This is a genomic window from Pectobacterium carotovorum (assembly GCA_016415585.1).
In the GTDB taxonomy this organism is placed as follows: Bacteria; Pseudomonadota; Gammaproteobacteria; order Enterobacterales; family Enterobacteriaceae; genus Pectobacterium; species Pectobacterium carotovorum_K.
On record CP066552.1, the window covers coordinates 2727923 to 2754117 of the forward strand.

Consider the following 26195-nt stretch of genomic DNA (forward strand, 5'->3'; position numbering starts at 1 on the left):
TCAGCTTTGCAGTCTTAGACCACACTTAACGTCATAGCAGTTGCTGACGCAGACGGATAAAGCGGTTTTTAACGCACAGGATGACGCTGAGCTGACACATCGTTAAGCCACATTTGCCATGCAAAAGAAAACGCCGACAGCGGAAGCTGTCGGCATTTTCTTATGACAGGTACGGTGGCTTAGCGCTGTGGGTTAGTATCGTAAGCTTGGCAGCTCTGGAAACCTTTATTGAGCACATGTCCAGTCTCGTTGTAGCTAACGAAATAGTTCTGTGCAGTACCATCACGGTTCTTCAGCAGATAATCGCTACAGGTTCCCTTGGCATTCACCAGACGTTTTTCTACCCCGCTGCCTGCAAGTTGATGAACCTGCTGCTTCGTCATTCCTACCTTCACACCTTTCACCACCGGCTCATTAACATAACTTTCTGCCTTATTATAAGCCGAACATCCCGCCAACATGACAGCACCCGCTGCCGCAATACATATCAGTAATCTGTTATTCTTCATCTCATTACCTCATTATTAATGGGTCACCCTAAGGCTAGTCGGCAGCGTCCACTTTTTCAAATTATAAGGAGAGTATGTAACCTATTGGCCAATAGTCTAAAACGGGTTATCTATAGGGAAAATAGCTACCTGACAGCTTGTTCTTTTTCTTCACGCCAATTCGTTTTACACTCAGGCAATCGTAATAATTCTTTTGCAGTATCAATAAGTTCAGGAGGGGATGGCATGTCATTACAAAACGACATTATCACTGCGTTGGGAGTGAAAAGCAGCATCGAACCAGCACAGGAAATCCGTGTTAGCGTTGATTTTTTAAAGAATTATCTGAACGCTCACCCGTTCGTTACGTCGTTAGTTTTGGGTATCAGCGGAGGTCAGGATTCCACGCTGACCGGCAAACTGTGCCAGATGGCTATCACGGAATTACGCAATGAAACCGGAAATTCTCGCTATCAGTTCATCGCCGTGCGCCTGCCTTACGGCGTGCAGGCGGATGAAGCCGACTGTCAGGACGCCATCGCCTTCATCCAGCCAGACCGCGTATTAACCGTCAACATCAAGCCTGCGATCGAGGCCAGTGAAGCCACCTTACGTGCCATTGGCGTAGAGCTTTCCGATTTTGTAAAAGGTAACGAGAAAGCCAGAGAACGCATGAAAGCGCAGTACAGCATCGCAGGTATGAATGCCGGCCTCGTCGTCGGCACCGATCATGCGGCAGAGGCGGTAACGGGCTTTTTCACCAAATACGGTGATGGCGGTACCGATATCAACCCGATTTTCCGACTGAACAAGCGGCAGGGCAAAGCGCTGCTACGCGAACTGGGCTGCCCTTCTCATCTTTATACCAAAGCCCCCACCGCCGATCTGGAAGAAGACCGTCCGTCCCTCCCCGATGAAGTCGCTCTCGGTGTGACCTATGAGAAGATCGACGACTATCTGGAAGGCAAGCAGATCGAGGCTAATGATGCGGCCACTATCGAAAACTGGTATCGCAAAACCGAACACAAGCGTCGTCCGCCGATTACCGTTTTTGATGATTTCTGGCGATAAGTCATCGCGATGAACAAACCGGGCGTGGATAACGGCGTCCGGTTTGTTTTTGGTTTCTTCTGCACAGACTTCATAACCGGGTATGAATATGACGCCACAGCGCGCCACGCTCACGGGCCTACTGGCGATCGTTTTATGGAGCACATCCGTCGGGCTTATCCGTAGTCTGACAGAAGCGCTCGGCCCCATCGGCGGCGCCGCGATGATTTATTCCACCAGCACGCTATGTCTTCTGGCCTTTTATGGTCTTCCCCGCATTAAAACGCTACCCAGAATCTATTTATTCGCAGGCGGTGCGATGTTTGTCTGCTACGAGATATTTCTGTCACTGTCCATCGGGCTAGCGGATAGCCGCATGCAGGCGATAGAAATAGGGATGATTAACTATTTGTGGCCCAGTTTGACCATTCTTTTTTCTCTTTTTATCAATCAGCAGAAAAGTCGTTTCCTGCTCTGGCCCGGTCTCGCGCTCGCGCTGGGCGGCATCATATGGATTATGAAAGGAGAAAGTGATTGGACACCAGAACTGCTGTGGAACAACGTTCTTGCTAACCCGCTGGCCTACAGTCTGGCGTTTTCTGCGGCCTTAACCTGGGCGCTCTACTGCAATATCACTAAGCGTTATGGGCAAGGAAAAAGCGGTGTCTCGCTGTTCTTTCTCATCACCGCCCTCATACTCTGGACGCAGTATTCCTTCAGTGGCGAAAGTGCGATTTCATTAACCTTGCCGAGTTCGCTGCAACTACTCTTTATGGGCGCATCAACCGCATTGGCCTATTCCGCCTGGAATGCTGGTATTCAGCATGGCAACCTAACATTTCTGGCAACCGCCTCTTATTTCACGCCCGTGCTTTCCACACTATTGGCCGCGTTCTGGCTCAATATCACGCCCGCCATTTCATTTTGGCAAGGCGTCGTCATGGTCACGGCAGGCTCACTGCTTTGCTGGTATGCAACGCGTACGCCGACAAGCTGATCTGCCGCCGCCCCCTGCTGTTTTCGTCTGGATTTCCTGACCAATAAAAACCCTAATCTGCTCGTGGTCATATTTTTCTTACTAACCTGTTATAGTCGTCCTCACATTTCGTTACCTAAAAAATAGTCACACATGTTAAGGCGTTTCTTTTCGTACTATTCCCCTTACAAAGGGTTATTCGTCCTCGATTTCGGCTGTGCCATTATCGCTGGCCTGCTTGAATTAGGGTTTCCGATGGCGATTAAAGCGTTCATCGACAAACTATTGCCGGATCAGGATTGGTCGCTGATCCTGTTAGCGTCGGTGGCGCTATTGGCGGTGTACCTGCTGAATACCGCGCTGATGGCCATCGTCAACTATTGGGGACATGCGCTGGGCGTGGGTATTGAAACCGATATGCGGCGGCAGGCATTTGAGCACCTGCAAAATTTGCCGTTCCGTTACTACGACAATATGAAGACCGGCCATATCATCACCCACGTCACCAAAGATCTGGAAGAAGTGGGGGAAATTGCCCATCACGGCCCGGAAGACCTCTTCCTCGCGATCATGACGTTTATTGGTGCGTTCATCCTGATGGCGACGGTTCACCTGAATCTGGCGCTGCTGACGATTATTATCGTGCCGTTCATGACGTATCTCGTCAGCCGTTACGGCGCGCGCATGACAGAGACCTGGCGCCAGCTTTTCGGTCAGGTGGGCAACTTCAACGCCCGAATTGAAGAAAGCGTTGGGGGTATCCGCGTCGTTAAAGCGTTTGCCAATGAAGCGCATGAGAAGAAACTGTTCTCCAACGATAACGAAAACTACCGTCGTACCAAGTTGCAGGCCTATCGCATCATGACCGCCAGCATGACGCTCAGTTACCTCAGCACGCGCCTGATACAGCTTATCGTGATGCTGGCCGGTATTTGGTATGTCATTCAGGGCGAACTCAGCTACGGCGGTTTTATCGGCTTCCTGCTGCTGATTGAGGTTTTCTTCCGACCGGTCGCCAAAATTACCTCGGTGTTGGAGAGCTATCCCAAAGGTATTGCGGGATTCAAACGCTTTACTCAACTGATCGACACCGTTCCTGAGATTGCGGACGCCCCCGATGCGCATGATGCCGGGCCGCTGAAAGGCGATATCCGCTTTAATCAGGTGAGCTTTGGTTATTCTGCCGATCGTCCGATTCTGCGTAATATCGACCTGTCGATTCGCGCAGGGGAAACCGTGGCGTTTGTCGGCCCATCCGGTGCGGGCAAAACCACCCTCTGTTCCCTGCTTCCCCGCTTCTACGATTTAACCAGCGGGGCCATCACCATTGACGGCATGGATATCCGCCAGATGACGCAGGCATCGCTACGCAGTCAAATCGGCATCGTACAGCAGGATGTCTTCCTATTCGGCGGCACCATTCGGGAAAACATCGCTTACGGTAAGCTTGATGCCAGCGATGAAGAAATCATGGAAGCCGCACGACGTGCGCGGTTAGATGAGCTGATCGAAAATCTGCCTGACGGGTTGGATACCGTGGTCGGCGAGCGCGGTGTTAAACTCTCAGGCGGACAAAAGCAGCGTTTATCAATCGCGCGAATTTTCCTGAAAAACCCGCCGATCTTGATTCTGGACGAAGCGACATCTGCACTGGATACCGCGACAGAGCAGGCGATACAGCAGTCGCTCAGCGAGCTTTCCGCAGGACGTACCACGTTGATCATCGCCCACAGGCTGGCAACCATACAGAATGCCGGGCGCATTGTGGTGGTGGATAACGGCAGCATCATTGAGCAAGGCAGCCATCAGGTACTGCTGGATCAAAGTGGTATCTATGCCAGATTACATCAGGCGCAGTTCGGTCAGGCCTGATTGCGATCTCCCTCGGCGAGGGTTCTCCTCGCCTTTTTCTCTCTGCTTTCCCACATAGATGTGACTTCAGAGGTTTTCCTTGCAATAAATTGCATTTAAAATACATCTATTATAATTTCATCAGGACATGACGCACATGGCGAGAAAACCCCTGGGAAAATACCGACAGCGGGAGATCCGTACCGTCGGATTGATGATCGAACTGTATGAAAAGCATCATCCTGAAACCGACGATAACGCGCAGTATAAAGACTTATTTAATTACGCCATCAAGCGTCTGGAACGCTGCCAGTTCGGTGAAGATAAACCCGCGTGTAAGCATTGCCCCATTCACTGCTATCAACCCGCCAGACGTGAGGCGATAAAAGCAATTATGCGTTGGTCGGGGCCACGGATGTTGTTACGCCACCCGATTTTGGCAATACGCCATTTAATTGACGATCATCGACCCGTGCCGGACTATCCGAAAAAAGAGACCGCGCCAAAAGTGTCAATCGGGCGGGCAACCCGCTTAGCTTCGCAGCATACGGCACCAGCAGATACCGAATCGGCGTTGAAATAGATAATGTGAAGACGAATAAGATAGGAAAAGGCCGCTTGCGCGGCCTTTTTGGGTGACTCTGTTACTCTTTGGGAGAGGCGTTCTCTACCCTGCTTTTTAGCTTTTGCCCCGGACGGAACGTGACCACACGGCGCGCCGTAATCGGAATATCTTCGCCAGTTTTTGGGTTACGTCCCGGACGTTGGTTCTTGTCTCGCAAATCAAAATTGCCAAAACCTGACAACTTGACCTGCTCGCCATTTTCCAAAGCGCGACGAACTTCTTCAAAAAACAGCTCGACTAGCTCTTTGGCATCCCGTTTGCTCAGCCCGAGCTTCTCAAACAGGTATTCTGACATTTCAGCTTTAGTAAGCGCCATAGGTTCAATCCCTCAAGGATGCTTGGAATCGCTGTTTTAATGCTGCTACGCATTCTGCAACGGTAGCGGCAATTTCCTCTTCTGCCAGTGTACGCGTGGTATCTTGCAGGGTCAGACTGATAGCCAGACTCTTATAACCTTCCGCTACGCCCTTCCCTCGGTACACGTCGAATAAGTTTACGCCAACTAACTGATTTGCGCCAACTTTCTTACACTCAGCCAAAATATCGCCCGCAGGGACATTTTCAGCGACCACAACGGCGATATCGCGACGGTTCGCTGGGAAGCGGGAAATCTCGTTCGCCTCAGGCAATACGCGGTCTGAGACCTTATCCCACAACAATTCGAACACCACGGTGCGCCCGTTAAGATCCAACTTGCGCTCCAGTTCTGGGTGAATAACGCCAATAAATCCAATGCGTTCTCCGCACAGATAAATAGCAGCACTTTGTCCTGGATGCAATGCCGGATTATTTTCGGCCTTGAACTCAACCTCAGACAACTTGCCCGTCAATGCCAGTACCGCTTCCAAATCGCCTTTTAAATCATAGAAGTCAACGGCCTGACGCGCCAGATCCCAATGCTCTTCATAACGGGTGCCAGTAATCACACCCGCCAGCATCAGATCCTGGCGAATACCCAGGTCAGCACGGGTGTCCGGTACAAAACGGAGGCCGCTTTCAAACAGGCGTAGGCGGCTTTGTTGACGGTTTTGGTTATACACCGCAGCACTCAGCAAGCCACTCCACAGCGATAAACGCATCACCGACATCTCTGCGGAAATCGGACTCGGCAGGCTCAGCGACGCTTCATTAGGGTGGATTAACCCTTGAATTTTCGGGTCAACAAAACTGTAAGTAATTGCTTCTTGATACCCGTGATCGACTAATAATGTCTTCACGCGCTTCAATGACAGTGACGCTTCGCGATGCGAGGTCATAATCAGCGGAGCTTGAGTCGGAATATTCGGAATGTTGTTATAGCCGTAAATACGCGCGACTTCTTCAACCAGATCCTCTTCAATTTCCATGTCGAAGCGCCAGCTCGGTGCCGTCGCCTGCCAACCTGCATCGGTTTTCGCGACGTTACAGCCCAAACGTTGCAGAATATCGCTCACCTGCTCATCCGCAATCACATGGCCAATCAGACGATCCAGCTTTTCACGGCGCAGCGTAATCGTTGCGCGCGTCGGCAAGTCTGCCTCGCTGGTAACATCAACCACCGGACCCGCTTCACCACCACAGATATCAATCAGCAGACGAGTCGCGCGTTCAATGGCTTTGTGCTGTAACGCCGGATCAACACCACGCTCGTAGCGGTGAGAAGCATCAGTGTGCAAACCGTGACGACGTGCGCGTCCAGTAATCGACAGCGGATTGAAATAAGCGCATTCCAGCAGAACGTTTCGTGTCTCTTCATTGACGCCAGAATGTTCGCCGCCAAAGATACCGCCCATCGCCAGCGCATTCTGCTGGTCAGCGATAACCAGCGTATCCGCATTCAGCTTCGCTTCATTACCATCCAGCAACGTCAGTGTTTCGCCTTCTGTCGCCATACGCACGATAATGCCGCCGCTGAGACGGTCAAGATCGAACGCGTGCATTGGTTGACCGAGCTCCAGCAGAACGTAGTTAGTCACGTCAACCACTGGATCGATAGAACGAATACCGCAACGACGCAGTTTTTCACGCATCCACAGCGGCGTTGCCGCCTTAACGTTGATGCCTTTCACCACACGACCTAAGTAACGCGGGCATGCCTGCGGCGCATCGACCTGAATCGGGAAAGTATCCTGAATCGTCGCGGCAACGGGCTCAGTAGTCGGTTCATTCAACGCCAGTTGATTCAACACGGCGACATCGCGCGCCACACCGATGATACCGAGGCAATCTGCACGGTTCGGCGTCACGCTGATTTCAATCGCGTTGTCATCCAGCTTCAGGTACTCACGGATATCCGTGCCAATCGGCGCATCTACTGGCAGCTCGATGATACCATCGTGATCGTCGGAAATGCCCAACTCGGAAAATGAGCACAGCATGCCTTCAGACGGCTCGCCACGCAGCTTGGCTGCTTTGATTTTAAAATCGCCCGGCAATACGGCTCCCACCGTCGCCACCGCCACTTTCAGGCCCTGACGGCAGTTCGGCGCACCACAGACGATGTCCAGCAGGCGATCACCGCCTACATTGACTTTCGTCACACGCAGTTTGTCTGCGTTCGGGTGCTGCCCACATTCAACCACTTCACCGACAACCACGCCGTGGAATGCGCCGGCAACAGGCTCAACGCCATCCACTTCCAGCCCTGCCATCGTGATCTGTTCAGATAGCGTTTCACTGTCAACTGCCGGGTTTACCCACTCGCGTAACCAGAGTTCACTGAATTTCATGATGTATACCCGCCTTACTTAAACTGTTTGAGGAAACGCAGATCGTTTTCGAAGAATGCACGCAGATCGGTCACGCCGTAACGCAACATCGTCAGACGCTCCATACCCATACCGAACGCGAAGCCGGAATACACTTCTGGGTCGATACCGACATTACGCAGGACATTCGGGTGCACCATGCCGCAGCCCAGAACTTCCAGCCATTTACCGTTTTTACCCATCACATCCACTTCAGCAGATGGTTCGGTAAACGGGAAATAAGACGGGCGGAAACGAACCTGCAAATCTTCCTCAAAGAAATTACGCAGGAAATCATGCAGCGTACCTTTCAGGTTGGTGAAGCTGATATCTTTATCGACGATCAACCCTTCCATCTGATGGAACATCGGCGTGTGGGTCTGATCGTAATCGTTACGATAAACGCGACCAGGCGCGATGATACGTATAGGCGGTTGCTGCTTTTCCATGGTACGAATCTGAACGCCAGAAGTCTGTGTACGCAGCAGGCGTGTAGCATCAAACCAGAACGTGTCGTGGTCAGCACGCGCAGGGTGATGCCCTGGAATATTCAGCGCATCAAAGTTGTGATAGTCGTCCTCGATTTCTGGCCCGGTTACGACTGAAAAACCCAGCTCGCCGAAAAAGGTTTCGATGCGATCTATGGTACGGGTCACCGGATGCAAGCCACCATTTTCAATGGTGCGGCCCGGCAGGGAAACGTCGATGGTTTCTTGTGCCAGACGCGCATTTAACTCAGCGGATTCCAGCATGTGCTTACGGGCATTCAGCGCGTCCTGAACGTCTTGCTTAGCTTGGTTAATGACAGCACCAGCCGCAGGGCGTTCTTCAGCCGGCAACTCGCGCAGCGAGGTCATCTGAAGGGTTAAGTGACCTTTTTTGCCCAGATATTCGACACGCACATTTTCCAGTGCGGTAATATCCTGAGCCTCTTCTATAGCTGTTCTGGCTTTGGCAACCAGCTCTGCGAGATGTGGCATTGTGTTCCTCTTTTTCTGCCTATGTGGCCAACGGTCATGATTGAAGAATGTCGTTTTACTCAAAACGATAAATGTTACTAAAAACAAGAGTAAAAACCGATTATTGTAAACAAAAAAGCCTCCCTATGGGGAGGCTTAAGCGCTACTTTTCGTTTCTTTTCTTACGCGCAAAGCCCCCTGAATTCAGGCGCTAAAGTAAAAAAAGAAACGGAAAATAGCAGCGTTCATACTTGCGTTACCTTTGTCTTATAAATAATAAAAAATAAAAGTGTAAAACTCGACGAAAAGAGGGAGCCAAAGCTCCCTCTCTCAACTGACTTACGCCAGTGCTGCTTTCGCTTTTTCGACCAGCGCGCTGAACGCTAACTTATCGAATACTGCGATATCAGCCAGAATCTTACGGTCAATTTCAACAGAGGCTTTTTTCAGGCCGTTGATGAATTTGCTGTAAGACAAGCCGTTTTGACGAGCTGCCGCATTGATACGTGCAATCCACAGCTGGCGGAATTGACGTTTACGTTGACGACGGTCGCGGTAAGCGTATTGACCAGCTTTGATTACTGCCTGGAAGGCAACACGATAAACACGCGAACGGGCACCGTAGTAACCTTTCGCTTGTTTCAATATTTTCTTGTGACGTGCACGGGCAACTACACCACGTTTTACGCGAGCCATATGCTCTCTCCTAAAATCTTATTCTGAATTAAAAAAAGGTTACTTATGCGTACGGCAGACATGCGATGACAAGACCCAGATCCCCTTTGGAGACCAGACCTTTCGGACGCAGGTGACGTTTACGCTTAGTTGACTTTTTGGTCAGAATATGACGCAGGTTAGCATGCTTACGCTTAAAACCACCGCTTGCGGTTTTTTTAAAGCGTTTAGCGGCGCCACGTACTGTTTTAATCTTTGGCATTGTTATTTCCACTTCGCATTGTTAATAAAACGAATCAGACAAGGCGAACAAGACCGTACAACACAGTGGTTGTACGGTCTTGTTACTTGAATGCCTTACTGTTTCTTCTTCGGTGCTAGCACCATGATCATCTGGCGGCCTTCGATCTTCGATGGGAAGGATTCGACAACTGCCAGTTCACTCAGATCGTCACGAACGCGGTTAAGCACTTCCATACCAATCTGTTGGTGCGCCATTTCACGACCGCGGAAACGCAGTGTGATTTTAGCTTTGTCACCGTCTTCAAGAAAGCGAATCAGGTTGCGTAGTTTGACCTGATAGTCGCCATCATCGGTACCAGGTCGGAATTTGATTTCCTTGACCTGAATAACTTTTTGTTTTTTCTTCTGTTCCTTTGTGGACTTACTCTTCTCATAAAGGAACTTGCCGTAATCCATAATTCGGCAAACCGGCGGCTCGGCGTTCGGACTGATTTCAACTAAATCAACACCTGCTTCTTCGGCTTTTTCTAATGCTTCATTTAGACTTACGATGCCCAGCTGTTCGCCTTCTACGCCTGACAGGCGTACCTCATGTGCGCGAATCTCTCTGTTGATGCGATTAGGACGCGCCGGTTGAACTCGTTTTCCGCCTTTAATACCTATACCTCCAATTGATGAAGACTACGGCTGCGAATCTCTTGCTGCAGCTTACTGATAACTTCACTGACATCCAGGCTCCCAAGGTCTTTACCACGACGAGTGCGGACAGCAACTTTTCCTGTCTCGACCTCTTTGTCGCCACAAACCAGCATGTAGGGAACTCGGCGTAAAGTGTGTTCGCGGATTTTAAAGCCTATCTTCTCATTTCTCAAGTCTGCTTTTACACGAATGCCCGCTTCTTGCAGTTTTCGGGTCAATTCGTTGACATAATCAGACTGGCTATCGGTGATATTTATAATCACCACTTGAACCGGGGCTAACCAAGTTGGGAAGAAACCGGCGAATTCTTCGGTCAGAATACCGATGAAACGCTCCATTGATCCCAAAATAGCCCGGTGAATCATAACAGGCACCTGACGCTCGTTGCTTTCGCCAACGTAAGACGCGTTCAAACGACCCGGTAATGAAAAGTCGAGTTGCACCGTACCACACTGCCACGCACGATCCAAACAGTCATGCAGGGTAAATTCAATTTTTGGGCCGTAGAACGCCCCTTCACCCGGCTGATAGGCAAACTCAATGTTGTTTTCAGTCAACGCGGCGGCCAAATCGGCTTCAGCGCGATCCCACATCTCATCGCTACCAATACGTTTTTCAGGACGCGTAGACAGTTTCACCACGATTTTTTCAAAACCGAAGGTGCTGTACATGTCATACACCATCTTAATGCAGCTGTTCACTTCATCACGAACCTGCTCTTCCGTACAGAAGATGTGTGCATCGTCCTGAGTGAAGCCACGCACGCGCATTAAGCCATGCAGAGAGCCTGACGGCTCATTACGGTGACAGCTACCGAACTCGGCCATACGCAGCGGCAGATCGCGGTATGATTTCAACCCCTGATTGAAAATCTGTACATGACCTGGGCAGTTCATTGGCTTGATGCAGTATTCACGGTTTTCTGATGACGTCGTGAACATCGCTTCTTTGTAGTTTTCCCAGTGGCCGGTTTTTTCCCACATCACGCGATCCATCATGAATGGACCTTTTACTTCTTGGTACTGGTACGACTTCAGCTTCATGCGTACAAACGCTTCCAACTCGCGGAAGATCGTCCAGCCGTCGTTGTGCCAGAACACCATACCTGGCGCTTCTTCCTGCATATGGTACAGGTCAAGCTGTTTGCCGATCTTGCGGTGGTCGCGCTTAGACGCTTCTTCAAGACGTTGCAGGTAAGAAGCCAGTTGCTTTTTATCTGCCCATGCGGTGCCGTAAATGCGTTGCAGCATTTTGTTTTTGCTGTCGCCACGCCAGTAAGCACCGGACGTTTTCTGCAATTTGAAATGGTGGCAGAAACGCATATTCGGTACGTGCGGACCACGGCACATATCGATGTATTCTTCATGGTGATACAGACCCGGACGATCGTCACGACTGATGTTCTCATCCAGAATCGCAATTTTGTAGGTCTCGCCGCGTACCGCGAACGCATCGCGCGCTTCCTGCCAACTGACTTTTTTCTTAATGACGTCATAGTCAGTGTCGGCAAGCTCGTGCATACGCTTTTCGAGCAGCTCAATATCTTCCTGAGTCAGGGTACGGTCGATATCAACGTCATAGTAAAAACCGTTATCGATAACTGGACCAATCGCCATTTTGGTATCTGGCCACAGTTGCTTAATCGCATGGCCCAGCAGGTGCGCACAGGAGTGGCGAATAATTTCCAGACCGGCTTCATCTTTGGCAGTGATGATGGCTAACTGCGCATCAGTATCGATCTTATCGCTAGCGTCAACCAGCTCGCCATTGACACGTCCAGCGATACAGGCTTTTGCCAAACCGGGACCAATATCCAGTGCAACATCGAGGGGAGAAACGGCGTGGTCGTAATGACGCTGACTTCCATCAGGAAGGGTGATAACTGGCATTATAATTCCCTTATTTACAGTGGTGAGCCACACGAAAGCTCACATGCAAAAAATCGTATATCAATTGAAAATCAAAAGTGTTAACCATGCTATTTCTCTTTACTCTGTGAAATATATACACATGATGCGAACACTAAAGGAGCGCATTAGCGTGACATGGATAACGTCGGGGCAATAATACACCTTATAACTTGCGTGTTAAAGCTGGATGGGTAGCCTGTTCATCTTTGCATAGTGGTGAACAGGCCACGAGGTGTTTACGGTGTCTGCACCGACTTCAGCGCTGCATTATTTTTGCGGGAGAATCGGAAGCCAAACCAAATAACGGCAATCCAGAACGGAATTAAGATGACTGAAATACGAATCCCCGGAGACAACAGCATAATCACCAAAATCCCCGCCAAAAACGCCAGACACAGGTAGTTGCCCCACGGATACCAGAAGGCTTTAAACGCAGGGACAATCCCCTTCTCTATCATCGCCTGACGAAAACGCAGGTGCGCAAAGCAGATCATGATCCAGTTAATCACCAGCGTCGATACCACCAGCGCCATCAACAGCTCAAAGGCTTTGCCTGGCATCAGGTAGTTGATCGCTACACCGAACGATGTCGCTAATGCAGACAGTACGATAGAACGGACAGGGACACCGCGCGCATTGACCTTCGCAAGAGATTTTGGCGCATTTCCCTGTTTTGCCAAACCGTACAGCATCCGACTATTGCAGTACACGCCGCTGTTGTAGACCGATAATGCCGCCGTGAGTACCACGATGTTAAGTACGTTTGCCACTATATTGCTATTCAACGCCTGGAAAATCAGAACAAACGGGCTCCCGCCATCGACAACCTTTCCCCATGGATAAAGCGATAACAAAATAGACAGCGCACCGATATAGAAAATCAGGATGCGGTAGACCACCTGATTCGTCGCCTGCGGAATAGAGCGTTTCGGATCAGCAGCTTCAGCAGCGGTAATCCCCACCAATTCCAGACCGCCGAATGAAAACATGATCACCGCCATCGCCATGATCAATCCGCTTGCGCCATTCGGCATGAATCCACCGTGGATCCATAAGTTACGCACCGTTGCCGTTTCACCACCATTGCCACTCAGCAGCAACCAACTGCCGAAGACAATCATCCCAACGATGGCAAGGACTTTGATGAGGGCAAACCAGAATTCTGTTTCCCCAAACATCCGCACATTGACCAGATTGATAAGGTTGATCAGCACGAAGAATATTGCGGCGGACAGCCAGGTTGGCGTTTCAGGCCACCAGTATTGGATATAAATCCCCACGGCCGTCAGCTCAGCCATCCCTACCAGAATAAACATCGCCCAGTAGTTCCAGCCAGCCAGAAAGCCCGCAAAATCGCTCCAATACTTATAGGCAAAATGGCTAAACGAACCCGCTACCGGTTCTTCCACCACCATCTCGCCCAGCTGTCGCATAATCAGAAACGCAATCATTCCAGCAACCGCATAGCCCAATAAAACGGACGGCCCAGCCATTTGGATAGTCTGCGATATCCCTAAAAACAATCCGGTACCAATCGCGCCACCCAGCGCAATCAGTTGAATATGTCGGTTCTTTAACCCTCGTTTTAAAACCAATTCCTGTTGATCCGTTGCTATATTTTTTTGATGGTTTGGTATGTCATTTTGAGCATTTGCCATGTTGTTTTTGTGCTTCCTGTAAAGCCTTCTTCATTTTATAACAATGCCCGCTGACGCCATCAGCATGAAGGATGACATCAGCAGGCAAAGGGATAGGTGTTTTACGCGTTACACAGTGCTTGAGCCATTAACGTTCCGGGATAACACTTTTAAACGTTAACTCCACATCATCACGATCAAGCTCGTCGGCAAGCGCTTCAGGCTCGCATTTCTCTGCATTTTTGGGCAGCAATTTTTTCAATAACGCTAACTGCTGGCGTTGCTGCTCTACGATCTCCTGCAGCAATTTCACTTGCTCATTCGCTCTGACACTCGCCCGATTAACAAAAAACCAGACCAGCGCGGCCAGCAGCACAATCAGCAAGACAAAAACCACTTCTAATATGTTCACAACGACTCCACTTATAACCACTTATGACAGGTACCTGTGGGCTATCTTACCACCGTGGCATAGCCAAGTTCGATACCCAACCCTATCCGTTATCCACATCGTGTTGATGCGTATCTCTATCGTATTGGTGTAAAAATAAAAAAAAGCCTGTCGGCAAGGACAGGCTCAGACATTGATAGGGAATATCAGAAAGGGTAATCGTGGTAGCCCATTTGCTCAGAGATATTTCTTGCTGCAGTATGCAGCGTCGCCACATATTCGTGTTTGTTTTCTTCTGAAAAACGAATCGTTGGGAAAGAAATACTGAGGCCAGCAATCACTACGCCAAAGCGATCGAACACTGGGACGGCGATACAACGCAGCCCTTCTTCCTGCTCTTCGTTATCTTCTCCGTAACCTTGCTCGCGCACGACATCCAATTGGTTGAGAAGCGCTTCAGCAGAACACAGCGTGTGTGGCGTGCTACGGGTGAATTCGACAGTCGACAGAACCTCTTCCACTTCGCTACGATCGCGCCATGCCAACAGCACTTTACCGATGGCGGTACTGTGCAGCGGATTACGGCGACCAATGCGCGAATACATACGCAGGTTATACATCGAGTCAATTTTGTGGATATAAACGATGCCGTCTTCATCCAACGCGCCAAGGTGGATTGTTTCCCGCGTTAGTGCAGACAATTCACGCATCTGTATATCCGCACTGCGGATTAAATCTACGTTCTGCAATGCCTTTGCCCCAAGTTCAAACAACTTGAGCGTCAGCGAATATTTCTCTGATTCACCTTCCTGCGCAACATAGCCCAGGGATTTCATCGTCTGCAAGAAGCGGTAAACAGTACTCTTAGACATCATGACTCGCTGAGAAAGCTCGGTAATACCAATTTCTCTCTCTTCACCTAATGCCTGTAAAATACCAAAAACCTTTAAAACGGACGACACGGAATCGGGTTGTTTATCTAAATCTGCACTAGCCATTTTTTTGGTTACCCTACTCAGGTTTTTTTGTTTTAAAAAAAATAGAACAATGGTTTTAGTATAAAGGGAACGCTTTGATTATGGCAATGGAGCAATAACGATAATCAAGTTAAGTTTGAGAAATAACCGCGTCAGAGACTTAATAAAATAATATGTAAGAAAATATTTTAAAATAATCCGCGCCATAAAGTGTGACGCGGATTTATTAGTATTATTAGTTCCAAACTGAATCAGGAACCTTCGCCAGATACAGCGCAGGTTTTCCATCTACGTCAGAAGTAAACAGGACTTGTTTATTATCTGGTGTGAAAGACGGGTGCGGGTGAGTAACCTGACGGTCACCTTCCAGCACTTCCCAGGATGTATTGTGCTGTGCAATACGATGTTCTTTGCCAGTTTTCAGGTTGAAAACATACAGGAACGGATCGTTCTCAATTTTGTAGCCGCCATCGTCCTGCACGTCGACCGGCGCATCGGAGCCATCACCCACCAGCAGCGTACCGTCATAGTTACTCATCAGGTGAGAACACGGCGGCATGACGCGCAGTTGACGATCTTCCAGCGTAACGGGATCGATGCTGCGAATGTAGCGATTGGTATCGTCTTTCAGGTAAGAGACATAAATCATCGCTGAACCATCTGGTACCCAGAATTCGTGGGTGCAGCTTTCGCCTTCAGCATGCTCTTTCACTTTACGCATGTTGGTGCCATCTTCATTGATGAACCACATACGCGCATCAACCAGGTCATGCGGGCCTTCATGGCAGAACGCGACGGTGTTATCATCACCCGGACGGTAGATGGGGTGACCCAGCCACTGGTTTTCCTGAAGGATAGTCTCAGCTTCACCCGTGACCAAATCGACACGAATCAAACGACAGCAAGGATTAGTGAAGTAGAATTCCTGGAATTTTTTCCAATCGGTCAGTGGTTTCCAGTCTTCTTTCTTGATCTCAATGCCGACCATTTTGGTGCAATCAGAGTTAGCAACCCAAGTACCGTAGCCGACCCAATCGTCAGGCACTTGATAAATCGTTTTCTCTTCCAGCGTAGCCAGATCGACACGCATCAGATTACGGGTATTTTTAACGTAATACAGCGCATCGTCATTCGGAGACAGGAAACCACCGAAAGTGTTGTCGCCTTTGCCTTCCGTCAGCTGCGTGGCGCTCTGCTCTTTTAAATCCAGCAGGTAGTAATTCCACGGGCCATCAAACGCAGCGCCAAACAGCAGCTTGCTGCCGTCATTGAAGAAACACTTCTGATAGAAATAGTTGCGGTGGCAGATAACATCGGGCGGGGTTAAGCGCACAACTTCGGTGCCGGTTGCTGAATCCTGATAGGTATGAAACGTTAGGGGGATCTTGTTACCTTTGGCCATCCGTAAATCCTTAGAACTTATCATGAAGAATCTGACGCCACACGCGCATACTCTTCGATCACCTGACATTCCGTTCGCCCGATGAGTCGGTCATCCCGATACCGGTTGTTCAAAAATCAGGCCACCAATCTCACGCGAGACGCCTGTTATATCGGCATTATAGAAACAATGTTTCATTTTTCCGTGATCGTGGTTTTATTTTATAAAACATTCTTCATATTTTCACCACCTGTTTCAGATCGAATGAAAACATTCGGGCGGAGAAAACGCAGGATCGATGAACCCATAAACGCAGAAATAACAAAGGCCCGAATGGGCCTTTGGGAAGGTAGTATTGTCAATTACTTCAGGTATTCGCCGGAGCGCAGCGCTTCGATACGCTTATCCAACGGCGGGTGTGACATGAACAGCTCGCTGAAGGATTTCGATTTTCCGTTAATGCAGAAAGCCATCATGCTGCTCTCTTCCTGCGGCTCATAGCTGGTCTTCAAGCGTTGCAGCGCAGCGATCATTTTCTCACGCCCCACCAGCTTGGCTGAACCAGCATCCGCATGGAATTCACGGTAGCGTGAGAACCACATGGTGATGATGCTGGCAAGAATACCAAACACCAGTTCCAGCACGGTCGCGACAGCAAAATAAACCAGCGGGTTGCCATTGCTGCTTTCACCTTCGTCACGGTTGCCGGACAGGAAGCCGGAAACGACCTGCGCGATCAGACGAGAGATAAAGATAACGAAGGTGTTGACGATCCCCTGAACCAACGTCATGGTCACCATGTCGCCATTCGCGATATGGCTAATTTCATGCGCAATAACCGCTTCCGCTTCGTCACGGCTCATGTTTTGCAGCAAACCGGTACTCACCGCCACCAGCGATGCATCACGACGGGCTCCCGTCGCGAACGCATTGATGTCCGGTGCATGGTAGATTGCCACCTGTGGCATCGCGATCCCAGCCTGCTGTGACTGTGAACGAACCGTTTCCATCAGCCAGCGTTCAGTTTCGTTACGTGGTTGTTCAATGACTTCACCGCCAACGGACCGTAACGCCATCCATTTAGACATCAGCAGTGAAACAAACGCACCGCCAAAGCCAAACAGCCCAGCCATAATCATTAAGCCCTGGACACTGCTGGACTGAATTCCCGTCAGGCTGAGTACCAGCCCGAAAACCAACATCACCGCCAGGTTGGTGATCAGGAAAAGCGCAATACGCATCATAAAGGTCTGATTTCCTCTTGCAGAAAGATAAAGTTTGCAATACCTACATCGTATGGGTTGCCGTGGCATTTTCAAGCATTCTTAACTTTTCAGTTACTAAATCCACATAACTTTACACTTTTCAAAAGGAAAACAGCGTCCAGCATGAGCTTGCTTACTCAGTTCAATATTCGACTAGCTCTGTGCATGTGCCATATCCGCACGCATTGAAGCAGCAGCAGGTTGATACTTAGGCGGTTTGATCCACAGAGTAATCAACAGCGAGACAACAGACATAATGATGATTGCCATGAAGGTGGCCTGGAAGCCCCCTAACTGTGCGGCAATAAACGAGCCAGACAATGCACCGATACCGAACCCCTGATAAATCACGCCATAGTTTTTGCTATGATTTTTCAGGCCGAAGAAGTCGCCGACAATCGCCGGAAACACCGTGATATTGCCACCAAAACAGAAAGCAATGGCGCTGACACAGGTAAAAAACAGAATAGGATTAAGCGGCAGGAACGTCATCACGGACACTGCCAGAATCGTCACGAACAGCGTAAAGGTGATCACCCGCATACGACCGACATTATCGGAAAGCGCACCAAGCACAATACGTCCAACGGTATTAAAAATCGCAATCGCAGACACCGCATTTGCCGCCGTCGCCATATCCATTCCGGCCATTTGCACGCCAATATCTTTCACAATACCGATCAAATACAGGCCACTCATGCACGCAGTGAAGAAGATAATAAACAGCAAATACGACTCTTTGGTTGCTAGCATCTCGGCCAGCGAGAAATCACGCGTCTGCCCCTGAGCCGCAGCCTGCTGTACCGGCACCGCAGCAGGTTCTTTCAGCAGTGAACTACCGACCAGAATCATCGCCATAACGATAATGCCCCAGTAGAAAAAGGCTTCTGACACACCGACTTCCGCAATCAAAAAACTGTTTACGTATTTGAACAGCAGGCTTCCGGTACCGAATGCGCCAACAGAAATGCCCGCAATCAGCCCTTTGCGGTTAGGGAACCATTTGATTAAATTGGACAGGGTCGTGATGTAAGCCGTGCCGTCTGCAAAACCGACAACAACTCCCATCAGCAGATAAATCAGCGTCAGCGACGGGCTCACTGCACTCGCCATCAGACCCGCACCCAGCGCAATGCCTGCAATCATCGTTAAGCGGCGCAAACCAATACGTTCCTGAAATTTACCCGCAAACAGCGTTGCAAATGCCAGACAGAAACTGGTAATTGAAAACGTCGTTGCGACGGAACTGAGCGTCCAGCCAAATTTGTCCACCAGCGGCTGGTTGAATAAACTCCAGGTGTAAATCGTACCAAGTCCCATTTGGGTGATAATAGTTCCGAGGACAATCAATCCCCGATTAACAGGTTTAGTATTCATGGGTTTTCCCCTACATCAAAAATTGGTCCGATTCACTCGGCACGCTAAAAAATATAAGCTGATGTGGAGACGAGAAGCGCCATCAAAACACTGTCAGCTTATGGGCTGAGGCCAGTATACAAGCGGGCTGACAGTGGTTGATCGAATGGGGAATGAGATGCATAAAACGCGGAATGAAATGCCTTTAAAGACGCATCAATGACCTGAACGCCTTTATCTTGCTTCGGCTTACTGGAACTTCGAAATCCAAATCGTTCAATCGCAGGATATACGTGTTGTTAAACCACGGCACAATTTCGCGGATTTTCGTCAGGTTGACACAGTAAGAGCGATGGCAACGGAAGAAATATTCTTCCGGCAAGCGACTACAAAACTCCGTAATATTCATCGGCATGATGAATTCTTCACGTCGAGTATAAACCAGCGTGACCTTTTCCTGCGCGGCAGCATAGTAGATATTGTTAATATCCGTGACGATAATCCGTTCGTCTTTCATCAGGTTAATAGTGTGCTGCGCACTTCTCGGGGCACTCGCCTGCGCGCCAGTTTCAACAGCAGGTGCTATTTGCCGCTGCTGCCAGGTTGTTTCCAGTTTACGCAGCATCGTGATGATGCGTGATTCATGATACGGCTTGAGAATGTAATCGAAGGCTTCGACTTCAAACGCCTCAACCGCATGTTCTTTGTACGCCGTAATAAAAATGATGTAAGGCTTATGCGCGAACTTGCTGATATTTTGCGCTAGCCAGACGCCATCTAACGAAGGAATATTGATATCCAAAAAGATTGCATCGACGTCGTTATGTTGCAGATATTTCAGTACATCCAGCCCGTCATCGAATGTCGCCTCAATCGTAATATCACTGTGTTGTTTGATGAGATAACTCAGCTCTTGCTGCGCGAGGAACTCATCTTCAACAATAATGGCTTTCATGGGTTGCCTCCTGTTTGTTCAGCAGCAGAATCTCCCGACTGCGGCACCTGAATGGTATCCGGCAACGCCGACGGGGTTTTATCTTCTCGTGGAATGTAGAAATAAATCTCAGTCCCAGGTTCCAGTCGGCGAATATGCAAACCATCGCCATAGAGCAAGCGGACCCGATGATGGACATTCAGCAGACCAATTCTATTCCCTGGCAATTCGTTACGCGCGACGCGATCCATCGTTTCCTGACTAATGCCATTACCCGTGTCTTTTACCGTCACCAGCAGTTTATCGCCCCGTTCCTTCACGGACAGCACCACAGTTCCTTTACCTCTGCAAGGTTGAATACCATGCACAATCGCGTTTTCCACCAGCGGCTGAATTAACAAACTGGGGATTTTGTACGCTAAATCGTCGTCGATATCGTAAATCACCGTTAGCTTGGCACCGAACCGCGCCTGCTCAATCGCGATATAATCCTGAATCTGGTACAACTCTTTTTTTATATCGATCAGCGCATCGTCGTTGAGTTCGAGGTTATAGCGTAAATAACGAGACAGATTGATCACCAGTTGGCGCGCGGTATCGGGATTAATACGAATAGACGAGGAAATCGCATTCAGCGCATTAAAAAGAAAGTGCGGATTGATTTTACTTTGCAACGCTCTCAATTCCGCTTTATTTGCCATATCACGCAGTTGCTCTGTACGAGAAACTTCAATTTGCGTTGACATGATTTGCGATAGGCCGACGGCCATCACGCGGAGTGAATAGGTAATTTTGTGCGCATGGCGATAATAAATTTTCAGCGTACCGGTCACCTGCCCGTGTTCCCACAGCGGGATGACGATCATCGAATGGATTTCCGGCGTCAGGTGCTGTTCATCATTATTTTTAATGATGATTTTCCCATCATGAATCGCCTGCTGCGTCATCGGGCTGATGATGTCGTGACCAATATTATATTTTTCTTCCCCAATACCCACATAAGCTTGAATGTGCTGCGTGTTCGTTATCGCCACCGCGTCCGCATTAATTTCGGTACGAATGATTCTACAAATGGCCGTCAGTGAATCACTGTTGATATTACGGAAGTATGGCAGTGTTTTATGTGCAATATCGAGCGCGAGTTTGGCTTGTCTGGCAGCTATCACCTCTTTTTCATTCGCCACGCTCTGCACCAGCAACACAATCAGGCCAATACACACGGAGCCAAGAATCATCGGCACAGCAATTTTTGAAACGATATCCAGCCCTAACTCGATAGGCGTCGCCCATGCAACCACCAGCAACATGGTTAACGATTCACACAGCATTCCGCCCAAAATGCCGATGCTCCATTGCTGCTCTTTTTTGACTTTCTTATTAATGTAACCGGAAGTGATACCCGCGATGATGCTGGTTATCAGACAAGGTACGGAAGTGATGCCATCAATATCAATTAAATAACGGTGCGCACCCGCAATGATGCCAGTCGCAATCCCTACCCAAGGGCCAAAGAGGATGCCGCCGGACATCACGGCAATCACGCGCACGTTGACGAGCGACCCTTCAACATTAATGCCGGAATACGTACCGAACAGTGCAAACAGTGAAAAGATGGCCGTCACTGTCACGCGCTCTCTCGGCGAGTGTTGCTCTTTTTGCAGTAGTTGCCGGAACTGGCGCGTTCTTGTCAGGAAAAACAAGCAAATCAGCATCAGAGCCGCGCGGTCAAAAACAGCAAGGAGCATTTCAAATATTTCGTGCACGAGACATCCACTACAAAGTTACGAGCCTGCACTATAGAAAAAATGTGATCCAGATTCCACTTTTTAGTCGGTTAACCGCGTGGGGAAGGCAAAGAATAAAAATCAGAAAAGCGGAAGCCTGAACACATAAAAGCCAACGGATGCTGGCCCTCTGAAAAGGTTAGAATAGCAACGTTGTTTTATACATCGATTGGTTTATTCAATTTCAGTAGCTGGGTAAATTCTTCCGCAGGCATCGGATGCCCAAATAGATATCCCTGCGCTTCCTCACATCCTTTTCCCCGCAGCCTTTCACTCTGCTCTAATGTTTCCACTCCCTCTGCAATCACGCCCAGACCGAAACTTTTCCCGAGATACAGGATCGCCCGGACAATCGCCGCATCCGGAGGGGACTCACACATGGTTCTGACAAAAGTCTGATCGATCTTCAACCGTGTAACCGGGTAGTTTTTAAGCATACTGAGTGAGGCATAACCCGTACCGTAGTCGTCAAAAGCAATACCAATTCCCGCGTCACGCAACGCCTTTAACGGCTGTAGCATATTTTCATCGTAACGCAGAATGATGTTTTCCGTAATTTCCAGCTCCAGCGAGCTTGGCTCCAGCCCTGTACGCTTAAGAGTATCCATAATCTTTTGCGCCAACATACCGGTACGAAACTGTGCGCTGAAAAGATTAATACTGATACGGAAGTAGCTGTCGCTAGACCGGCACCATTCTGCCGCTTGCCGGCATGCCGTTTCGACGATCCAATCGCCGACTCGCTCTGCCCAAGGGCCATTTTCCAACGCGGTAAGAAATGCGGTAGGACTGAGTAATCCTCTTTCCGGGTGACGCCAGCGTAGCAGCGCTTCTGCGCCAACAATCTCATTTGTTGCCAGTTTTACCTGTGGTTGATAGAACATCTCAAATTCATTATGTTCGTAGGCTCTCACAAATTCTAACTGGAAGGCATGCTTGGCTTGAAAGACTTCAAGCAGTTCACGCGTAAAAAAGCGGTAACAGTTTCGACCTTCGGATTTCGCCTGATACAGAGCCAAATCGGCGCTGGTCAAAAGATCCTGCACGGTCAGTCCATATTCTGGATACAGAACAGCTCCAATACTGGCGCTAATATTGATTTGATGATCGTCAATAATCATCGCCTGCGAAATTTCATGAATAATTTGCTCAGCGATTTTTCCCGCGACTCTTTTATCATTCAGGCCGGGAAACAGCAGCGCAAATTCATCCCCGCCCATTCGAGCCACAACATCACCGGAACGAACCGTCGCTTTTATTTTTTTAGCTACGTGTACCAAAATATCATCGCCACTGGAATGCCCAAGGCTATCATTAACATCTTTGAATCCATCAAGATCAACCATCATGATGCAGACGGCAGGTTCATTCTTTAGCGCAGTTTCCAGATTGGACGTCAATAATGTTCGGTTTGCCAACCCAGTTAATGGATCCATATGCGCCAGCAAAAAGAGCCGCTCTTCATTACGTCGCCGTTCTGTAATATCACGCAATATCGCGCCATAACTAATATTATCGTTGTCTTCCCACATCGAAACCGATAATTCAACCGGAACCAGACTACCGCTTTTAGCTTGTACGTTCAGTTCCAGCGTCACACCTTTCATCAGCGAATCACGGTCAGTGACTAGGTGGTTAAGTTGCACGATAAAAGCATCAGGCACGATGGTATTAATACTGCGGCCAATGATTTCCTCGTCCGTGTATTCCAGCATATTTTCCGCTGCGGTATTCCAGAAGGTAATCATCCCCTTTTCATTAACGCACAGGATTGTATCAGGCGAAGTATTGGCAATATTCTCAAAACGCACCTGACTGGCTTTACGTGCCAGTTCCAGACGTCGCATTTCCAGCTTATCCATAACCAATGAAGCCAAATCCTGCAAATTATGCTCATCACGTTTGGTGAATACCGCTCTGGGCTTCAAATCGATAATGCACAACGTGCCGATGGCATGCCCGGACGGCGTAATTAATGGAATGCCTGCATAAAATCGAATGTAAGGGATTCCCACAACCAGTGGGTTATTTTTAAAACGCGCCTCCTTGAGGGCATCAGGCACCACCATTACCTTTTTCTTCAGGATCGTATGCGCACAAAAAGAGATATCGCGAGGCGTTTCACAAAAAGGAACCCCCACACTGGCGGCAAACAGCTGGCGTTCAGACTCCACCAACGACACCAAAACGATAGGCACACTAAAAATGTTAGCAGCCAGGCTAACCAGGTTACTCAGACTCGGATCAAATAATGCGTTCTTAACTCCATACTCACGAAGCGCTGCAAGACGTTTGTCTTCATCTTTGTTTATCGGGGCACGGCTCATTGGTTCCCCCCTCCCGTCGTATTAGTGTTCAGATTAGACAAAAATTTAGTTATAAATCCAAAATGTTGCAGCAATGAGCACGATAAGAACAGCAGGTCAACGTTAGCAAATCAAAGCCCCTTTTCTTGTCAGGAGTCACGAAGACTAGTGGTTGAATGTTGAGTATGGCAAAAAATCTCAACTCTATCATCCCTTCAGCGTCACTAATAATAACAAATGGAAGAATCAATTAAAATGATAAGTGAAAAGCGAAATAGAAAGATATCGATGCACTCACAACGTTGAGCGATGAAGAACAAAGAAAGGAAAAGGTTGGTATATTCAAATATTCATTTCCGGATGACGACAATATATTATCAAGTCATTAACAGAATATACCAACCAAGAAATAACTAAGCGGGGAAATAGGTTATTGAATGCTCAGGCGTGTCATTTTTCGCTCGAATTACGACATCCCAAACCCCTGTATAAGGCACCGTTAAATATACTTCGCCCTCAGCATGACGGCAAATAGAATCCTGCGTAGCACCATTCTTTCCAGCCATAGATTCCTGTTCACCATTGCTCATTTGTACTTCAAATGTATTTGCACACCGAACAATTACCGTATCACCACCAAACAGACTTAAACACGTGCGAATTACAGACATACATCCTCCGCGACACGCAGTCATGCGCATGCTCAATGAAACGAATTTATTGGTTATATTTCCCACAACGGAATTTCCATAAAAGCAAAATGCATACCATCGGATTGTGATTTAGATCAAGTGACTGATACGTTTAAAGCAAATCAGGGGGGGAATAAGACGATACTATGACAACTTGAAACGTATTAGAGATTTTGATAGTCAGGTGCTAGCGCTAATGTGAGCGTTATCCCGTACATCCATGCAGAATTAACCCCGAGATAACAACTAAAATCGTTATCGAGGTTGTATTTATAAGTAAACCACACCCATTCTAATGACAAATAACGTCGATTTTTTTAAACAAGATTAATATCGGCTTGATAAATGACAACCTAGGTTGTACATTGAGCGAATGAAAACGACACTTGCAGAACGATTAAAGACCGCCAGAACTGCACAAGGGCTTAGCCAAAAAGCACTTGGCGACATGATTGGCGTATCTCAGGCCGCCATACAGAAGATCGAGGTGGGGAAAGCGTCGCAGACAACCAAGATTGTTGAGCTTTCCAATGCACTACGTGTTCGCCCTGAGTGGCTGGCAAACGGCGAAGGCCCGATGCATAGCGACGGGGGGACTCGAGCAGTTCAGGAATCGAACATTCCGCCGAAATCAGAATGGGGTACCGTATCAGCTTGGGACAGCACAACAGAACTATCAGAGGACGAGGTGGAAGTGCCCTTTTTAAAGGATATTGAGTTTGCCTGCGGCGATGGACGCGTTCAAAGCGAGGATTACAACGGCTTTAAGCTCCGTTTTTCTAAAGCGACGCTGCGTAAGGTTGGTGCAAATACGGACGGTTCGGGCGTGCTTTGTTTCCCGGCAGCGGGTGACAGTATGGAACCTATCATCCCAGATGGCACCACCGTCGCGGTTGATACGCACAACAAACGCATCATTGATGGAAAACTCTACGCCATTGCCCAGGAAGGCAGCGGAAACGATAAGTTAAAGAGAATCAAACAACTTTACCGTAAACCTGGTGGCCTTCTCGTCATCCATAGCTTTAACCGAGATGCAGATGAAGAAGCCTGCGAATCAGACGTCGAGATCATCGGCCGTGTGTTCTGGTACTCGGTACTGTTATAGCTGGCACTGCCAGCATCCTGCATCATAGCTCTTCCCTTTCTTCTTACCAGAGCTGGTGAACTGAATACGGACACCGGCTTTGTTTCAACGATAAAATTTTTACTGATAAAAGCCATTTCATTAAAAACTACGTCGCTAAAAAATGTTTACCCTACCCCAGAC

General features: G+C 48.7%; 24 protein-coding genes and 1 other annotated feature. Of the genes, 5 read left to right on the forward strand and 19 right to left on the reverse strand.

All coding sequences use genetic code 11. The features are described from left to right. Positions 1–179: 179 nt before the first annotated feature. Positions 180–509 (reverse strand): osmotically-inducible lipoprotein OsmE, encoded by a 330-nt coding sequence (osmE, locus tag JFY74_11980; protein ID QQG26857.1) that lies wholly within the window; start codon positions 507–509, stop codon positions 180–182. Between the two features lie 225 nt (positions 510–734). On the opposite strand from osmE, the gene nadE reads away from it, so the two are divergent. The 4 genes from nadE to JFY74_12000 all read left to right on the forward strand — a co-directional run bounded on the left by nadE (position 735) and on the right by JFY74_12000 (position 4948). Beyond that, complete coding sequence (gene nadE, locus JFY74_11985; protein ID QQG26858.1) at positions 735–1559, forward strand: ammonia-dependent NAD(+) synthetase; 825 nt, start codon at positions 735–737, stop codon at positions 1557–1559. Between the two features lie 88 nt (positions 1560–1647). Beyond that, a complete protein-coding gene (gene yddG, locus JFY74_11990) occupies positions 1648–2535 on the forward strand; it encodes an aromatic amino acid DMT transporter YddG (GenBank protein QQG26859.1) in 888 nt (295 codons plus the stop codon). A 132-nt stretch (positions 2536–2667) separates the two neighbouring features. After that, positions 2668–4386: an ABC transporter ATP-binding protein gene (locus JFY74_11995; GenBank protein ID QQG26860.1), complete on the forward strand. Its 1719-nt coding sequence runs from the start codon at positions 2668–2670 to the stop codon at positions 4384–4386. Between the two features lie 136 nt (positions 4387–4522). Beyond that, positions 4523–4948, forward strand: a complete 426-nt coding sequence (locus JFY74_12000; GenBank protein ID QQG26861.1) for a nitrous oxide-stimulated promoter family protein — start codon at positions 4523–4525, stop codon at positions 4946–4948. A 61-nt stretch (positions 4949–5009) separates the two neighbouring features. On the opposite strand, the gene ihfA is transcribed toward JFY74_12000, so the two are convergent. From ihfA to JFY74_12090, 18 genes are all read right to left on the reverse strand, one after another. Next, positions 5010–5306, reverse strand: a complete 297-nt coding sequence (gene ihfA / locus JFY74_12005; GenBank protein QQG26862.1) for an integration host factor subunit alpha — start codon at positions 5304–5306, stop codon at positions 5010–5012. 4 nt (positions 5307–5310) lie between these two features. Then, positions 5311–7698, reverse strand: coding sequence for a phenylalanine--tRNA ligase subunit beta (pheT, locus tag JFY74_12010; GenBank protein ID QQG26863.1), 2388 nt, complete (start codon positions 7696–7698; stop codon positions 5311–5313). A gap of 14 nt (positions 7699–7712) precedes the next feature. Then, complete coding sequence (pheS, locus tag JFY74_12015) at positions 7713–8696, reverse strand: phenylalanine--tRNA ligase subunit alpha (GenBank protein QQG26864.1); 984 nt, start codon at positions 8694–8696, stop codon at positions 7713–7715. 108 nt (positions 8697–8804) lie between these two features. Next, positions 8805–8930: a sequence feature (Phe leader region), on the reverse strand. Then, positions 8880–8924, reverse strand: coding sequence for a pheST operon leader peptide PheM (gene pheM / locus JFY74_12020; GenBank protein ID QQG30529.1), 45 nt, complete (start codon positions 8922–8924; stop codon positions 8880–8882). (Overlaps the previous feature by 45 nt.) Positions 8931–9014: 84 nt before the next feature. After that, positions 9015–9371, reverse strand: a complete 357-nt coding sequence (gene rplT / locus JFY74_12025) for a 50S ribosomal protein L20 (GenBank protein QQG26865.1) — start codon at positions 9369–9371, stop codon at positions 9015–9017. 43 nt (positions 9372–9414) lie between these two features. Continuing rightward, positions 9415–9612 (reverse strand): 50S ribosomal protein L35, encoded by a 198-nt coding sequence (gene rpmI, locus JFY74_12030; protein QQG26866.1) that lies wholly within the window; start codon positions 9610–9612, stop codon positions 9415–9417. Positions 9613–9707: 95 nt separating this feature from the next. Next, a complete protein-coding gene (infC, locus tag JFY74_12035) occupies positions 9708–10250 on the reverse strand; it encodes a translation initiation factor IF-3 (GenBank protein QQG30530.1) in 543 nt (180 codons plus the stop codon). A gap of 2 nt (positions 10251–10252) precedes the next feature. Continuing rightward, positions 10253–12181 carry a threonine--tRNA ligase gene (gene thrS, locus JFY74_12040; GenBank protein QQG26867.1) on the reverse strand — a complete coding sequence of 643 codons (1929 nt, stop codon included), beginning with the start codon at positions 12179–12181 and terminating at the stop codon, positions 10253–10255. A gap of 257 nt (positions 12182–12438) precedes the next feature. Continuing rightward, positions 12439–13860: an amino acid permease gene (locus tag JFY74_12045; protein ID QQG26868.1), complete on the reverse strand. Its 1422-nt coding sequence runs from the start codon at positions 13858–13860 to the stop codon at positions 12439–12441. A gap of 127 nt (positions 13861–13987) precedes the next feature. Then, positions 13988–14251, reverse strand: coding sequence for a YebO family protein (locus tag JFY74_12050; protein ID QQG26869.1), 264 nt, complete (start codon positions 14249–14251; stop codon positions 13988–13990). 185 nt (positions 14252–14436) lie between these two features. Further along, positions 14437–15228: a DNA-binding transcriptional regulator KdgR gene (gene kdgR, locus JFY74_12055; protein QQG26870.1), complete on the reverse strand. Its 792-nt coding sequence runs from the start codon at positions 15226–15228 to the stop codon at positions 14437–14439. Between the two features lie 214 nt (positions 15229–15442). After that, entirely contained in the window at positions 15443–16609 is a 1167-nt protein-coding gene (locus tag JFY74_12060) for a PD40 domain-containing protein (protein ID QQG26871.1), read from the reverse strand. Positions 16610–16950: 341 nt separating this feature from the next. Then, entirely contained in the window at positions 16951–17832 is an 882-nt protein-coding gene (gene htpX / locus JFY74_12065; protein ID QQG26872.1) for a protease HtpX, read from the reverse strand. A 174-nt stretch (positions 17833–18006) separates the two neighbouring features. Next, entirely contained in the window at positions 18007–19230 is a 1224-nt protein-coding gene (locus JFY74_12070; GenBank protein QQG26873.1) for an OFA family MFS transporter, read from the reverse strand. 184 nt (positions 19231–19414) lie between these two features. After that, a complete protein-coding gene (locus tag JFY74_12075; protein QQG26874.1) occupies positions 19415–20164 on the reverse strand; it encodes a response regulator transcription factor in 750 nt (249 codons plus the stop codon). After that, positions 20161–21906: a sensor histidine kinase gene (locus JFY74_12080; protein QQG26875.1), complete on the reverse strand. Its 1746-nt coding sequence runs from the start codon at positions 21904–21906 to the stop codon at positions 20161–20163. Before JFY74_12080 ends, JFY74_12075 begins: the two co-directional genes overlap by 4 nt. A gap of 179 nt (positions 21907–22085) precedes the next feature. Beyond that, positions 22086–24254: an EAL domain-containing protein gene (locus JFY74_12085; protein ID QQG26876.1), complete on the reverse strand. Its 2169-nt coding sequence runs from the start codon at positions 24252–24254 to the stop codon at positions 22086–22088. Between the two features lie 392 nt (positions 24255–24646). After that, entirely contained in the window at positions 24647–24904 is a 258-nt protein-coding gene (locus JFY74_12090; protein ID QQG26877.1) for a hypothetical protein, read from the reverse strand. Between the two features lie 394 nt (positions 24905–25298). On the opposite strand from JFY74_12090, the gene JFY74_12095 reads away from it, so the two are divergent. Further along, complete coding sequence (locus tag JFY74_12095) at positions 25299–26033, forward strand: helix-turn-helix transcriptional regulator (protein ID QQG26878.1); 735 nt, start codon at positions 25299–25301, stop codon at positions 26031–26033. Positions 26034–26195: the final 162 nt, after the last annotated feature.